The sequence below is a fragment of the Campylobacter concisus genome, from assembly GCF_003048445.1.
Classification (GTDB): Bacteria; Campylobacterota; Campylobacteria; order Campylobacterales; family Campylobacteraceae; genus Campylobacter_A; species Campylobacter_A concisus_BF.
In genome coordinates this window covers 18612-32603 of the sequence record NZ_PIQW01000014.1, presented here as the reverse complement: position 1 = coordinate 32603, position 13992 = coordinate 18612, and the positions used below count along the sequence as shown (strand labels likewise).

16 protein-coding genes are annotated in these 13992 nt (G+C 38.8%); 13 read left to right on the top strand and 3 right to left on the bottom strand.

Annotated features, from left to right (window positions below):
• The first annotated feature begins 77 nt into the window (after positions 1-77).
• From ndk to CVT14_RS08960, 13 genes are all read left to right on the top strand, one after another.
• Positions 78-491: a nucleoside-diphosphate kinase gene (gene ndk, locus CVT14_RS09020; RefSeq protein ID WP_002942517.1), complete on the top strand. Its 414-nt coding sequence runs from the start codon at positions 78-80 to the stop codon at positions 489-491.
• 14 nt (positions 492-505) lie between these two features.
• The gene (locus tag CVT14_RS09015) at positions 506-865 is read left to right on the top strand and encodes a hypothetical protein (protein ID WP_002942543.1); all 360 of its coding nucleotides are present in this window, start codon (positions 506-508) and stop codon (positions 863-865) included.
• A gap of 11 nt (positions 866-876) precedes the next feature.
• Positions 877-1023, top strand: a complete 147-nt coding sequence (rpmF, locus tag CVT14_RS09010) for a 50S ribosomal protein L32 (RefSeq protein WP_002942540.1) — start codon at positions 877-879, stop codon at positions 1021-1023.
• Between the two features lie 3 nt (positions 1024-1026).
• Positions 1027-2016: a phosphate acyltransferase PlsX gene (gene plsX / locus CVT14_RS09005; RefSeq protein ID WP_087582711.1), complete on the top strand. Its 990-nt coding sequence runs from the start codon at positions 1027-1029 to the stop codon at positions 2014-2016.
• Between the two features lie 3 nt (positions 2017-2019).
• Positions 2020-3024 carry a beta-ketoacyl-ACP synthase III gene (locus tag CVT14_RS09000; protein WP_107850162.1) on the top strand — a complete coding sequence of 335 codons (1005 nt, stop codon included), beginning with the start codon at positions 2020-2022 and terminating at the stop codon, positions 3022-3024.
• Positions 3025-3221: 197 nt separating this feature from the next.
• Positions 3222-3821, top strand: a complete 600-nt coding sequence (locus CVT14_RS08995; RefSeq protein ID WP_107850161.1) for a peroxiredoxin — start codon at positions 3222-3224, stop codon at positions 3819-3821.
• A 122-nt stretch (positions 3822-3943) separates the two neighbouring features.
• On the top strand, positions 3944-5026 hold the full coding sequence (locus CVT14_RS08990) for a PilZ domain-containing protein (protein WP_021089041.1): 1083 nt from the start codon (positions 3944-3946) through the stop codon (positions 5024-5026).
• Positions 5027-5034: 8 nt separating this feature from the next.
• Entirely contained in the window at positions 5035-7323 is a 2289-nt protein-coding gene (locus CVT14_RS08985) for an ATP-binding protein (protein ID WP_021089029.1), read from the top strand.
• Positions 7324-7382: 59 nt separating this feature from the next.
• A complete protein-coding gene (plsY, locus tag CVT14_RS08980) occupies positions 7383-7994 on the top strand; it encodes a glycerol-3-phosphate 1-O-acyltransferase PlsY (protein WP_021089007.1) in 612 nt (203 codons plus the stop codon).
• Positions 7991-8317 (top strand): dihydroneopterin aldolase, encoded by a 327-nt coding sequence (locus CVT14_RS08975; protein ID WP_002942574.1) that lies wholly within the window; start codon positions 7991-7993, stop codon positions 8315-8317. Before plsY ends, CVT14_RS08975 begins: the two co-directional genes overlap by 4 nt.
• Before the next feature lie 76 nt (positions 8318-8393).
• Positions 8394-9065, top strand: a complete 672-nt coding sequence (gene hsrA, locus CVT14_RS08970) for a homeostatic response regulator transcription factor HsrA (protein WP_002942555.1) — start codon at positions 8394-8396, stop codon at positions 9063-9065.
• Between the two features lie 38 nt (positions 9066-9103).
• Positions 9104-10321, top strand: coding sequence for a sensor histidine kinase (locus tag CVT14_RS08965; protein ID WP_199907334.1), 1218 nt, complete (start codon positions 9104-9106; stop codon positions 10319-10321).
• A gap of 3 nt (positions 10322-10324) precedes the next feature.
• Complete coding sequence (locus CVT14_RS08960; protein WP_107850160.1) at positions 10325-11773, top strand: Ppx/GppA phosphatase family protein; 1449 nt, start codon at positions 10325-10327, stop codon at positions 11771-11773.
• Positions 11774-12324: 551 nt separating this feature from the next.
• Here CVT14_RS08960 and CVT14_RS08955 read toward each other — a convergent pair.
• Genes CVT14_RS08955 through CVT14_RS08945 form a run of 3 tightly spaced genes read right to left on the bottom strand, consistent with a single transcriptional unit; the run spans position 12325 to position 13933 of the window.
• Positions 12325-13203, bottom strand: coding sequence for an excinuclease ABC subunit A (locus CVT14_RS08955; protein WP_107850159.1), 879 nt, complete (start codon positions 13201-13203; stop codon positions 12325-12327).
• A complete protein-coding gene (gene fliN / locus CVT14_RS08950) occupies positions 13200-13517 on the bottom strand; it encodes a flagellar motor switch protein FliN (RefSeq protein ID WP_002942551.1) in 318 nt (105 codons plus the stop codon). The genes CVT14_RS08955 and fliN overlap by 4 nt, the downstream gene beginning before the upstream one ends.
• Positions 13514-13933, bottom strand: a complete 420-nt coding sequence (locus CVT14_RS08945; RefSeq protein WP_002942548.1) for a chemotaxis protein CheX — start codon at positions 13931-13933, stop codon at positions 13514-13516. The genes fliN and CVT14_RS08945 overlap by 4 nt, the downstream gene beginning before the upstream one ends.
• Positions 13934-13992 lie beyond the last annotated feature (59 nt).

Below are 13992 nucleotides of genomic sequence, written 5' to 3'. Positions count from 1 at the left end.
GAGCCTATTTTATTTTTAAGCTTTATTTGATATAATTGCCAACTTCATTTAAATAACCTAAATTTTAAGGAAAATTTATGCAAAGAACACTTTCTATTATTAAGCCTGACGCTGTTAAGAAAAATGTTGTTGGAAAGATTATAGATAGATTTGAAAGCAATGGCTTAAGAATCGCAGCTGCAAAGAAAATCAAACTTAGCAAATGCGATGCAAAAGCATTTTATGCAGTTCATAAAGATAGACCTTTCTTCAACGATCTAGTTGATTTTATGGTAAGCGGACCAGTTGTAGTTATGGTTTTAGAGGGCGAAAATGCAGTTGCTAAAAACCGCGAGCTAATGGGTGCAACTAACCCAAAAGAAGCAGCTCCTGGCACTATTAGAGCTGATTTTGCTGATAGCATTGACGCAAACGCAGTTCACGGAAGCGACAGCCTAGAAAACGCTGTAAATGAGATAAATTTCTTCTTTGCTTCAAGAGAAATTTGCTAATTTTGGACTAAAATTTGATTATTCCGTTTTCTAAAATAGCAAACAAAGAGATAAACTTTGAGCTAGTAAGAAACAATGATCTAGTTTTTAGTGGAATTTTAAAAAGAAAAGACCCTTTTTTGGTAAAATGCCAAGGCACTATAAAGGGTGAGATAAAATATATTTGTGATCGATGTGGTGATGAATTTATGTTGCCTATCGATCAAGACGTAGAGCTAAATTTAAGTGATGGTGTCTATAAAGACAGAGAAAATGAGCTTAGCGATACGGTTGAATTTTTTGATGGCAATATTGATTTAAAAGAAGTTTTTGAAAGCGAGCTAGAAGCTTTTAAGAGCGATTATTTTTATTGTGAAAAATGTAAAAATTTATAAAGGAGAGTAAAATGGCAGTACCAAAGCGAAGAGTGAGTCATTCTCGTGCAGCAAAACGTAGAACACATTACAAAGTTACACTTCCAGTGCCTGTAAAAGACAAAGATGGTTCTTGGAAAATGCCTCACCGCATAAACAAAACAACAGGTGAATACTAAAATATGATTCGCATTGCTATTGATGCTATGGGTGGTGATTTTGGTGCAGAGCCTATAATATCTGGCGTTATCGAAGCACTGAAAGAGGCAGAATTTAAAGCTGTATTAGTTGGCGATAGCAATGCCATAAAACCACTCATCCCACAACCCTATTTAAAAAATATAGAATTTATAGAAGCTACCGAAGTCATCTCTATGGCTGACGGAGCGACAGACGCACTAAAAAGAAAAGATAGCACGATCTACAAAGCTGTTGAGCTTTTAAAAGAAAAAGAAGTCGATGCTGTCGTTTCTGCTGGTCACAGCGGTGCTACTATGAGTTTAGCTACGTTAAGAGTTGGTAGATTAAAAAATGTATCTCGTCCAGCAATCGCTACGCTTATGCCTAATTCAAAAGAGACAGCTACTTTGGTTTTGGATGTTGGCGCAAATGTTGATTGCAGAAGCGAACACTTATTTCAATTTGCCATAATGGGCGAAGCCTATGCAAAAGAAATTTTAGGCAGAAAAGAGCCAAAAGTAGGTCTTTTGTCAAACGGCGAAGAGGAAAGCAAAGGCAATGAAGTCAGCAAAGAGGCTTTTAAACTAGTTTCTAGGCTTGATAGCTTTGTTGGCAATGCAGAGGGCAATCAAATTTTTGATGGCAGCATTGATGTCATGGTTTGTGACGGTTTTATGGGAAATATCCTACTAAAAACTAGCGAAGGTGTCGCTGATGCCATAGGCAAGATCATCAAAAAGCAAGTCAAAAAATCACCTCTTGCTATGGCTGGATCAGTGCTTATGAGAAAAGTCTTTAAAACTCTAAAAAAACAGGTTAGCTACGATGAGTATGGCGGTGCTCCGCTTCTTGGCGTAAATGGCTGCGTCATCATAAGCCACGGCAAAAGTAACTCAAAAGCTATAAAAAATGCAATCTTTCAAGCAATTAAATTTGCTAACTCGAATATAAATAAAGTTATAGAAGAAGAACTTTCACACTTTGCAAGGTAAAATATGCCAAAAGCTTCATTGATCTCCATTGCGTCGTATGTCCCAGAAAAAATTTTAACAAATTTTGATTTTGAAAAAATGGTCGACACGAGCGATGAGTGGATAGTGAAGCGAACTGGTATAGAGCAAAGACACATCGCAACAACCGAGATAACAAGCGACCTTGGCACAAAAGCTGCTGAGCTAGCTATAAAGCGCTCAGGGCTTGAAAAATCACAAATCGATGCGGTAATCTGCGCTACGATATCTCCAGATCATCTTTGCATGCCTTCAACTGCTTGCAAGATAGCTTCAAATTTAGGCTTAAATTTTGGCATTACAGCTTTTGATATAAGTGCGGCTTGCACAGGATTTATCTATCTTTTAGAGATTGCAAATTCTCTTATCATAAGCAGTGCTAAAAAAAATGTTTTGATCATAGGAGCTGAAAAACTAAGCTCGATAATCGACTACACAGATAGAAGCACATGCATACTTTTTGGCGACGGAGCTGGTGCTGCTGTGATAAGTGCTAGCGAAGAAAATGAGATCATCGACATCCACACTGCAAGCGATGGCAGACAGGCTGAGCTTTTGATAACTCCAGGATGTGGCAGTGCATTTCCGGCTAGCGAAGAGACGCTAAAAAATAGGCTAAATTTCATCCACATGAGCGGAAATGAGGTCTTTAAAATAGCGGTTCAAACGCTTAGCAAAAGCGTGATAGAAATTTTACATGAAAATAAAATGCAAAGCGAAGATATCGACTTTTTCATACCTCATCAAGCAAATATCAGGATAATAGACGCCGTAAAAAATAGGCTAAATTTTACAGACGAGCAGTGTGTTTTGACAGTTGCAAAATACGGCAACACAAGCTCCGCTTCTATCCCAATGGCGATAAATGATGCTTACGAGGATGGACGCATTAAAAATGGCTCTATTTTACTTCTTGATGCATTTGGCGGTGGCTTTACTTGGGGTTCTGCGATACTAAAATTTGGTGGAAGAAATTTTAGCGACCTGTAATTAACCGCTTCTACATCCAAAACTTTAAATTTAATAAAATTTCTACAACATCCTCTATAAATTTTTAAAAATTTCCATTCATTTTCAAATGCATATTAAAATTACACTGTTTAAAATTTCCAGATCTATTTAATTAGAATTTAAATTTTTATGGATATAATTTCGCAATCAATAAAATTTATTATTAAGGAGAAAATATGTTTGTAACAAAAAAAGCACCTGACTTTACAGCTGCAGCAGTTTTAGGAAACAATCAAATTGTAAATGATTTCAACCTTTACAAAAACATCGGTGAAAAAGGCGCTGTTGTATTTTTCTACCCAATGGACTTTACATTCGTTTGCCCAAGCGAGATCATCGCATTTGATAAAAGATATGACGAGTTCAAGTCACGCGGTATCGAAGTTATCGCAGTTTCTTGCGACAACCAGTTCTCACACTTTGCATGGAAAGAGACTCCAGTAAATAAAGGCGGTATCGGCAAAGTTCGCTTCCCGATCGTAGCTGACATGACAAAATCAATCGCTCGCGGCTTTGACGTACTTCTAGAAGACGCTGGTGTAGCACTTCGCGGATCATTCTTGCTTGACAAAGATGGCACAGTTCGCCACGCAGTTATAAACGACCTACCACTTGGTAGAAACATCGACGAGATGATCAGAATGGTAGATACTATGCTATTTACAAACGAGCACGGCGAAGTTTGCCCAGCTGGCTGGCACAAAGGTGATGCTGGTATGAAACCAAGCACAGAAGGCGTTGCTGACTACCTTTCACACAACGAAAGCAAACTATAATTATTCAAATTTCTAGGCAGCCTTGCCTAGAAATTTCCTCTCTACACAAATTTAAATATTTTTTTAATATAACTTTATATATGATAGCGATGTTTTAATAAATAACCTTTTTTGGAGACCCCATGGAGTTTAAGGGCAGGCAAGAACTTGTCGAAAATTGCGAGGATTGCATACTTGGTTTAAGAGCTAAATTTATAGATGAGGGTATCAAATTTTGCAGACAACTGACCCTTGTAGTGCCACACGAGCAGATGAAAATTTGCCTTGAGAGTATCTTTGACGCGCTGCTGATCCAAAAACCAAATGCCACACAGATTCGCGACGACTTAAACAGCCTAATACCAAAACTAAATGCAAAAGACGAGCTAGTAAATTTCTTGCTCTTAAATTTGACACTAAATTTTAGTCACGCCTGCGATGATGCAGTATATGTGGGCTATTTTGTAAATGCCGTCTCAAGGATGAAAGAAATTTTATATAACACGCAGGATCACCAAGAAGCCACGGTAAAAACGATGATCGATACTGGTTCATTTTTCTATGAAGATCCGATCAATACATTTACACGCATGAAAAACGCCAAAGTCCGCCCTGAGTTTTTAAATTTATACGACGGACTAAATATAAAATACGAAGCCGAAATTTTAGAGGTTAAAGAAGATAGCGTCGTCTTTCGCGTAGATATGATGCAAATTTTAGCCATGAAGCAAGATGGCAAGGGCTTTATCCTGCCAAACAGCTTTTTCTCAAAGCAACTTCGCGCCGACATCATCGACTACAATATCGCCGATAAAAGCGTCACTCTTTCAAATTTCTCACGCACAGCGACCATGCATGCAAACAAGAGAAAATTCCAGCGCGTCTTGCCAAATCGCTTTACCAAAATTTCTCTAAAAGGAGAGCAAGGCGAGCTTGTTGGCAGCCTTTATGACATCTCAGAAGGCGGCATGAGCATATTAAGCTCACAAGCTACAAATTTTAAAGACGGCGAGGAGTTAGAGGCAAATTTTGACATCATGCTCTCACCAAATGAAGTAAAAAACGTCTCTTTGAAGCTAAAGCTAGTCACTGAGCTAGCATACAAGGGCTACATCAGATACTGCATGCAGCTAGTTGATGATGACAAAACGATAAAAGACTTCACGCAAAAGCGCGTCAAAGAGACGCTTGATGAGCTTCGCTCACGCATAAATTTATACGAATAAGGCAATTAGTGAAAACCATACAAGAAAATTTAAAACTTTTTTACATCGGACTAAAAGATAAAGAGCCATTTTTTTATAAAAACAAGGACCTAACCACCCACGCAGCCATTATCGGTATGACTGGTAGCGGCAAAACAGGCCTTGGTATCACGCTTTTAGAAGAGGCCTGCATAGACAACATTCCCTCTATCATCATCGATCCAAAGGGCGATATCACAAATTTAGCCCTCACCTTTCCGCAGATGAGAGCGGAGGATTTTTTACCTTATGTCGACGAAGCAGAAGCGGCAAATAAAGGTCAAAGCGTAGAGGAATTTGCCGCCGCTCAGGCCGAGCTTTGGAGAAACGGCATAGAGTCGAGCTTTCAAGACCTTGAGCGAGTAAAAATTTTAAAAGATAGCGCTAGCTTTAATATCTACACACCAAAAAGCTCAGCTGGCATAGGCGTGGCGCTACTTAGCGACTTTGCCTGCCCAAATATTAGTGACGAAGAAATTTTTAGCAACTATATAAACTCGCTCGCAGCGTCGGTGATATCGCTTATTGGCATGAGTTCTGAGGATATGAGCTCAAAAGAGCAGCTGCTTATCTCCACTATATTTGAGAGCAAATTTAAAGAGCAAAAAGACGTCAGCATCGAAGAGCTTATAAATTTCATAGCAAATCCGCCGTTTAAAAAGATAGGCGTTTTTGATGTAGATACCTTTTATCCAAGCAGTGAGCGTCTAAAGCTTGCCATGAAGATAAACGCGCTCATCGCAAGCCCAAGCTTTAAGGGCTGGACGCAGGGCGTTAGACTTGAAATTTCAAAGATGCTTTTTGACGAAAACGGCAAAGCAAAGTGCAATATTTTTACGATCTCGCACCTAAATGACGCTGAGAGGATGTTTTTTGTCACCCTTTTACTAAACGAGATCATAGCGTGGATGCGCGGCACAGAGGGCACTAGCTCACTTAGAGCGATCCTATATATGGATGAAATTTTTGGCTTCTTCCCGCCAAACGCAAACCCTCCGTCAAAAACGCCTATGCTCACACTCTTAAAACAAGCCCGTGCATTTGGTTTGGGCTGCGTTTTAAGCACGCAAAACCCAGTCGATCTTGACTACAAAGGCCTTAGCAACATCGGCACTTGGTTCATCGGCCGTCTCCAAACAGCGCAGGACAAAGCCCGCGTGATCGACGGACTAAGCGGCATCACAGGCTCAAGCTTAGACAAAGCTTCACTTGAAAATCTCATATCAAATTTAGCCAAAAGAAATTTCTTACTCAAAAATATAAACGAGGACGGACTAAATGTCATCTCCACTCGCTGGGCACTTAGCTATCTAAAAGGTCCGCTAAGCCGTGAGCAAATTTCAAATTTGATGAAAGATAAAAAAGAGAATTTAAACAGCCAAAATGTAGATAAAAGCGAGATGAAATTTAGCGCAAAGCCTATCATCTCAAGTGCGATCACGCAGCTTTATGCTAACTCAAAAAGCCTCACACCAAATTTACTAGCAAGCGCAAAAGTGAGAATTTACGACGCTAAAAAGAGCATAGACAGCGTTTGTGAGGTGAGCTATCTTTACGAGCTTAGTGAAAATGACAAAGAGCCAAACTGGAGCGAGGCTAGCGAAGGCATGCGCGTTGATGCGAGCGAAAATGAGCCAAGCGGTGCAAGCTTTGCTGCTGTGCCAAATTTCATAACGAGCGCTAAAAATTTTGACGCTTTAGAGAAAGATTTTAAAGAGTTTTTGTATAGAAATTTCAAATTTAACACCTTTGAGGCGATGGGAATTTACTCAAAAGAAAACGAGACAAAAGAGGAGTTTTTTATAAGGCTTCAAGATAAGTGCAACGAAATTTTAGAGGAGCAAACCGCAAAGCTCACGGCTAAATTTGAAAAAGAGCAAAAAAGCTTGCAAGATAAGCTAAACAAAGCCCTTGCAAAGCTTGATAAAGAACAAAAAGAGATGACCACAAGCGGCCTTGACGCAGCTATAAATATAGGCGCAAGCATATTTGGAGCGATATTTGGCAACAAGCTCTTATCTCGCCAAAACGCGGGCAAGATCGCCTCAAGCGCAAGAAGTGCAAACAAGGTCTTAAAAGAGCGAAGCGATGTCAAGCTTAGCGAGCAAAGCGTAAATGATATAAGCTTAGCCATAAGCGAGCTCGAAGAGAAATTTGCACAAGAGTGCGATGCGCTAAAAGAGGCAAATGATGTTAGGAACATCACGATAAACGAAACGCAAATTTCACCAAAGAAAAGCGACATCTACGACGAAAAAATCGTGCTTCTGTGGAGATGATTTATAAAAAAATTAGTATTTTTTTAATATCATTTCTCTTTAAATTTAAAAGGTAAAATATGCAAAATTTAATACTTTATGCCGTTAGCTACCTGCTTGGCAGCATCCCATCAGGGCTCATACTAGCAAAAATTTTCGGACATGTTGATATAAAAAAAGAGGGCAGCAAAAGCATAGGCGCGACAAATGTTTTAAGGGTTTTAAAGCAAACAAACCCAAAACTCGCCAAAAAACTAGCCATTTTAACCGTAGTTTGTGACGTTTTAAAGGGCGTTTTGCCACTCATCATAGCCTCTTTGCTTGGAGCTAGCCAAAGCGTGCTTTGGACGATGGCAGTTTTAAGCGTTGCGGGGCATTGTTTTTCTATATTTTTAGGCTTTCAAGGTGGCAAAGGCGTGGCAACTGGGGCTGGCGTGCTCGCATTTTTCTTACCAGTTGAGATCATAATCGCTCTTGTCGTTTGGTTTTTGGTCGGTAAATTTTTAAAAATAAGCTCTCTAGCCTCGCTATGCGCGCTGATAGCTCTCATCGCATCAAGCTTTATCATCCACCCAGAGCTTGATGAAATTTACACTCACGCGCCGATCCTTATCATCGCATTTTTGGTAGTTTATAAACACATACCAAATATCGTTCGCCTGCTTTCAGGCAAGGAGCAAAAAGTCGTATGAAAAGTGAAATAACAACGATCATTAAAGATTATAAATTTCAAACTGTTATCGGGATGTTTGACTTTGAGAGAGTTGCAAAGCAAGAGGTAAAAGTAAGCTTAGAATTTCGCTCTACTAGCTTGATTGATTATGTTTTGGTGGCGGATTTTATAAAAGAATTTTACAATGAGATGAAATTTCAAAGCGTAGAAGAGTCATTAGAAGCAACCTGCAAAGCGCTAAAAGAGAGGTTTAGCTCGCTTACTAGCTTAGATATGGAGATTTTAAAAACCGAGATTTTACCAAATGCAATTGTCGGTGCAAAAATCAGCACTGTTTTTTAAAAATTTATTAAAGTATCTTGAAATATTTCTTAATTTATGATACAATCGACCATAAATTTTAGTTTAAGGAAAAGAAATGCGTATTTTAATAGTAGAAGACGAAGTAACGCTAAATAAGACGATTGCTGAGGGGTTGCAAGAGTTTGGTTATCAGACAGATAGCTCTGAAAATTTTAAAGACGCTGAGTACTACATCGGCATCAGAAACTATGACTTAGTTTTGACTGACTGGATGCTTCAAGATGGTGACGGCGTTGATCTTATAAATATCATAAAACATAAATCTCCACGCACTTCAGTTGTAGTTCTTTCTGCAAAAGACGACAAAGAGAGCGAGATAAAAGCACTTAGAGCTGGCGCTGATGACTACATCAAAAAGCCATTTGATTTTGACATTTTAGTAGCTAGACTAGAGGCTAGACTACGCTTTGGTGGCACAAATATCATCAAGATAGACGAGCTTATCATCAACCCTGATGAAGAGAAGATCACATATCTTGGTCGCGACATCGAGCTAAAAGGCAAGCCATTTGAGGTATTAACTCACCTTGCAAGACATTCAGATCAGATCGTATCTAAAGAGCAACTACTTGACGCTATCTGGGAAGAGCCAGAGCTTGTAACTCCAAACGTTATCGAGGTTGCTATCAACCAAATCCGCCAAAAAATGGACAAACCGCTAAATATTTCAACAATAGAAACTGTTAGAAGACGCGGATATAGATTTTGCTTTCCCAAAAAAGCTTAAGAAATAGATTTATACTGCAATTAGCATCTGGTGCGATGATGCTAATTGCCGTTGTTTCGGTGATGCTCTATCACTACATAAGAGTCACCGTTTTTCAAAGTGTAGTTAGCGAGTTAAACCAGCAAGCCACAGCCTACAAGAACAATCCACAAAATTTCAATCCTAACAATCTAAAAACTTTTACTATAGAAATCCCAAACAAAACTCTAGCCACCGTAAAAGTAGGCGAGCTTAAAGGCGAAAAACCCTACCTCGTGATGCAAAAGATCAAAGATAAGAGCACAACCACGCTAACAACAAGGCTAGATGATAGTAACTACTTAGTTCTAGAGAAAGAGACGACGCTTCAAAGCCAGATAGTAGAAGAAATTTTTATAGATATTATAATCGTAAATGTCACAGCGATACTTTTGGTGCTATTTTACGCACTATTTTTATCAAGAATGCTTTTAATACCTATAAAAATTTTAAGTCACAAGCTTACAAATTTAGATGAGAAATTTCTAAAAGAGATCGATATCAAAAGCCTGCCAGACGAGTTTTTGCCACTTGGTAATAGCATAAATAGGCTGATCTCTCGCATACAAACTTTCGTTTTATACCAAAAAGAGCTCTTTGTAGGCGTGGCGCATGAGCTAAAAACTCCACTTGCCGTTATGAAAACCAAAAACGAAGTGACGCTTTTAAAGCCAAGAGATAGCGAAAAATACATAGAAGCGCTAAAATCAAACAACGAAGCGATCAACGGCATGAACGCTATGATAGGCTCGGTCCTTGAGATCGGCCGTCAAGAAGGCGCGCAGTTTGAAGAGCCAGTAAATACCGACGTGATCGCATTTTTAAAAAAACTAGGTAAAAACTACGAAGTGCTAGCAAAAGGTGAAGAAAAAAATCTCGCACTCGATCTAAAACCTGAAATTTTTAACCTAAATATCCAAACTAGCCTGCTAACTCACATCGTGCAAAATTTCGTCCAAAATGCTATCAAATTTTCTCCAAAAAATAGCACGATTACGATTAGCTCAAGGGTTGAAAAGAGTAAATTTATCATCGAGGTTGCCGACGAGGGCGTGGGCATAGACGAGAGCAAGGACTTGTTTGCTCCATTTAAAAGATACGGCAACAAAGGTGGTGCTGGACTTGGACTATTTCTCGCAAAGGGCGCAGCACAGGCACTTGGGGCTGAGATATCTATCAAAAATAGAGAGAACACAAACGGAGCAGTTGCAAGCCTCGTTTTAAATTTAAAAGGATAAAAAATGGCAAAGAGAACCGCAGTGATCGATCTTGGCTCAAATTCTATGCGTATGGCGATATTTGAGCGCACATCACGCTTAGCATTTTTTATACTAGCTGAATATAAAACCAAAGTGCGACTGGGAGAAGGTGGATACGGCTCAAACAACGAAATTTCAGAAGCTTCAATGCAAAAAGCGATCAAAGCTTTTGGCGAATTTGACAACATCATAAAAAGCTATAAATGCTCCAAAGTCCTATGTGTCGGCACTTCAGCGCTTAGAGATGCTCCAAACTCAGGCGTTTTGATCTCTCTTTTAAGAAAAAAACTTGGCATAAATTTAAAAGTCATTGACGGCAAAGAAGAGGCTACTTTTGGAGCGATAGCGGCTAAAAATTTGCTTCACAATCTAGCCGAGTGCGTCACTATCGACATCGGCGGAGGCTCGACCGAGCTTGCTAGGATAAGTAACAGCAAGATAGTCGATGTCCTCTCACTTGATATAGGCACAGTGAGGCTAAAAGAGCTATTTTTTGATAAGAAAAATTTAAACAAACTACCAAAATTTCTATCGCAGATCACGGCACAGATAGATGAGCGATTTAAGTGTCCAAATTTAATAGCCATCGGCGGCTCTTTAAGAGCGATCTCATCAGCCATAATGAGCAAAAATTTATATCCGCTCTCGTCACTACATGGCTTTTGCTACAAGCTTGGTGACGAGCAAGCCTACATCGAGAGCATTGCAAACGTTAGCGTGCTTGAACTAAATAAATTCCCTATAAAAAAAGATAGATATGACACCATTAGAGAGGGCGCACATATATTTTTAGCCCTTGCCAAGGCGCTAAACGCCAAAAATGTCATCACAAGTGGCGTTGGTGTAAGAGAAGGGGTCTTTTTAAAAGACTTTTTGCGTCCAAGTCTTAAATTTCCAGAAAATTTTAACCCAAGCGTCAAAAGCCTGCAAGATCGCTTCATCCTATCTTGCAATAAAGCCGTGGCAAGATACGCAAAAGATATCTTTGTGGCGCTTAAAAAGCTTCATGGACTAAATGAGAGCTATCTTGATACGCTACTAATTGCTGCAAAACTTCACAATGTCGGTCAAGAGATAGGCTTTTACGGTGATCACAAAAACTCAGCCTATATCATACTAAATGCCCTAAACTACGGCTTTTCACACGAGCAAAAGGCACTAATAGCCGCAGTAATTGGCACAAATGGCAAGAAAAATATTTATGAGTTTGAAAAGTATAAAAATTTATTACCAAAGGCTGAGTGTGTAAGGTGGCTAAGCTTTATCCTTGCGCTAGCCAAGGCACTCGATATAACCTGTGAGAAGTTAAATTTAAGCTTTGAGTTTAGCGGCCACACGCTAAAAATAGAGGGTGCAAAAGAATTTGCCATGGCAAAAGAAGAGATAAAAAAGATCGCAAAACCTGAAATTTTTGCCATTTCGTTTGTGTAGGTCAAAAAGTTAGCGGTCAAATTTATAAATTTATTTTCTAAAAATAGGAGGTGGGTAAAGGCTTATATTTTGCTTTGTAGGCTTGCAATGCAAGTCAGATACGAAATTCGTACACCTTGCCCACTCTTTTTATCCTTCGGCACATGTTCAAAATATGCAATAGTGCCAAAGTGCCATGTTCTTAGTGTGAAACAAATTTTAAAATTTCATGAACGAGCAATTTTGGCTCTAAAATTTGAGCTAAGCGGCAAGCGAAGCCAAATTTTAGTAGTCAATTCTTAGGGATGAGTGGAATTTTAAAATTTGTAAAATAGCAAATTTCTCTTTTAAAAATACAGACCTTAAATTTAAAAACTCTTTTATCCAAAAGGGAGACAAAGGGACTTGAATTACGGTCTACTTGCAGTTGCGAGCTAACGAAGCAAAGAAGCTCTCTTCCCCCTTAACGATCCCCTAACTCCGACAACGTTAGAAGTGGCATGCAATGGTGTATGCGCACTGCATGCGCTTTATGCAAAAACTTTAAAAATTTAGTAGTGCAAAAAGCGGAGTTAAAATTCTCCGCTCATTTTATCTTTGTAGTTATTTAGGCTATTTTGACGCTCTTGTAAAAATGAGCCAAGTTTTTTCTTATTTTCTTCAAAAAAGACTGCAAAGTCTTGCTCATTTTGGATCTTCTCTTCGCCAAAGCTATCAAGCATGACATTTGAGCTGCCAACTATCACTAGATAGCGCCTATTTTCGTAGCTTAGAAGCATTAGCTTGTTTGTGCGGTCAAGGTATTTTTCGTAGATGATATTGACGCCGCTATTTTGATTTTTAAGTAGCCAGTTCATCGACTTTGTGTCGTTTTGTGGTTGATTTTGTGGCGTTTTGAACCCGCTAAAATCACTACTTTTTGAAGTGATATATCTTTTAAAAACATATAAAAATATAAGAAGCGCGATGAGCACACTTAGGACGATGAAGTATCTCGAATCAATATTAACCATAGGTTCATTTTCTGTCTTTGGCATGCTAGCAGTTTCTATCTTTGCGCTTGCTTGAGGCATATTTTGCACTTGCGTTTTTGTGTTTTTTAGTGTTACGCGGATGCGAAGTCCGAAGCTATCTGTTGTCTTTGAGGCATTTACGATGATCGCATCGTTTGAGCGTAAATTTAAAACTAAAGAGTTTTGCTTTGGCTCTATCTCAAGCTCTTGAATGATCTTTGAGTTTATGTCCTTGCTCGCGCTTTGATCGTAGCTTAGAGAATTTAGTATCAAAGAGGTCGTATCTTTTTCACGCTTTTGAAAGATGTTGCCCTCATACGGCGCATCAAAGCTAAGCATGATATCGACCCTGTCGGTGCGCTCATAGATGTTGTATGTTAGCAGATTAGAAGCTAAAATTTGCGTAGCAAAAAGCACAAAAAATAGTATAAATTTCATAAAAGTTCTTTTTTGAAGTATTGAATAACTGACTTTGAGTCCAAAATTTCATTTATCCTGATGGCTAAATTTTTCTCATAAACCATTACTTCGCCTTTTCCAAAAATTCTATTATTTATATATAGCTCCACGCTCTCGCCAGCTGGTTTTTCCAGGTCTATGACCGAGCCAGCTTCAAATTTCAAAAGCTCATTTATGCTAACTGTGGTAGTTCCTAGCTCAGCTATAAAATCAACACTTATATCCATAAGCTCATCATAGCTCTTAAAAAGCCCTAGCTGTTCTAGTGTCTCTATCGCACCTTCGTCGTTCATTGTATCTTGTAGCCTATTTGAAATGTTCTATTTTTTATCTTATATATAAATTTCTCTTTTAGCTTTATGCCAAAATTCTCAACCTCGCCTAAAAATTCAGGCGTTCCGAGTTTATAAGCATTTGGCTCTTTTTCATTTAGCAAATTTTTAGCCTTGCCGATGATCTGATTAGCTATCTCTTTGCAAAGATCGTCCAAATCGCCACCATCAACATCTTCGTGACCAAAAAAGGCATTCATGAAAATTTTTAAAGTATCTTTTTTAAAAAACAGATAAAACTGATACTCACTTTTGCCCTTATAAACTGGTATGCTAGCCCCGTAAAATCCTTTACCAAGGCTCTTGCCAAACTCTAAATCCAACCCCAAAGTATCCTTGCAAAGATAGCTCGTGGCTTCATCTATAACTTTTCTCATATCTCTTCCTTAAGACTTGAAATGCGCGTTAATTATACTTTGGCTTTACTAAATTAGCT

Excerpts from the sequence above, each read along its gene's own strand:
- plsX (WP_087582711.1), top strand. The coding sequence starts at position 1,027 with ATGATTCGCATTGCTATTGATGCTATGGGTGGTGATTTTGGTGCAGAG.
- CVT14_RS08945 (WP_002942548.1), bottom strand. The coding sequence starts at position 13,933 with ATGAGAAAAGTTATAGATGAAGCCACGAGCTATCTTTGCAAGGATACT.
- CVT14_RS08955 (WP_107850159.1), bottom strand. The coding sequence starts at position 13,203 with ATGAAATTTATACTATTTTTTGTGCTTTTTGCTACGCAAATTTTAGCT.
- CVT14_RS08960 (WP_107850160.1), top strand. The coding sequence starts at position 10,325 with ATGGCAAAGAGAACCGCAGTGATCGATCTTGGCTCAAATTCTATGCGT.
- CVT14_RS08995 (WP_107850161.1), top strand. The coding sequence starts at position 3,222 with ATGTTTGTAACAAAAAAAGCACCTGACTTTACAGCTGCAGCAGTTTTA.
- CVT14_RS08990 (WP_021089041.1), top strand. The coding sequence starts at position 3,944 with ATGGAGTTTAAGGGCAGGCAAGAACTTGTCGAAAATTGCGAGGATTGC.
- rpmF (WP_002942540.1), top strand. The coding sequence starts at position 877 with ATGGCAGTACCAAAGCGAAGAGTGAGTCATTCTCGTGCAGCAAAACGT.
- plsY (WP_021089007.1), top strand. The coding sequence starts at position 7,383 with ATGCAAAATTTAATACTTTATGCCGTTAGCTACCTGCTTGGCAGCATC.
- CVT14_RS09000 (WP_107850162.1), top strand. The coding sequence starts at position 2,020 with ATGCCAAAAGCTTCATTGATCTCCATTGCGTCGTATGTCCCAGAAAAA.
- CVT14_RS08975 (WP_002942574.1), top strand. The coding sequence starts at position 7,991 with ATGAAAAGTGAAATAACAACGATCATTAAAGATTATAAATTTCAAACT.
- CVT14_RS08965 (WP_199907334.1), top strand. The coding sequence starts at position 9,104 with ATGCTAATTGCCGTTGTTTCGGTGATGCTCTATCACTACATAAGAGTC.
- fliN (WP_002942551.1), bottom strand. The coding sequence starts at position 13,517 with ATGAACGACGAAGGTGCGATAGAGACACTAGAACAGCTAGGGCTTTTT.
- ndk (WP_002942517.1), top strand. The coding sequence starts at position 78 with ATGCAAAGAACACTTTCTATTATTAAGCCTGACGCTGTTAAGAAAAAT.
- hsrA (WP_002942555.1), top strand. The coding sequence starts at position 8,394 with ATGCGTATTTTAATAGTAGAAGACGAAGTAACGCTAAATAAGACGATT.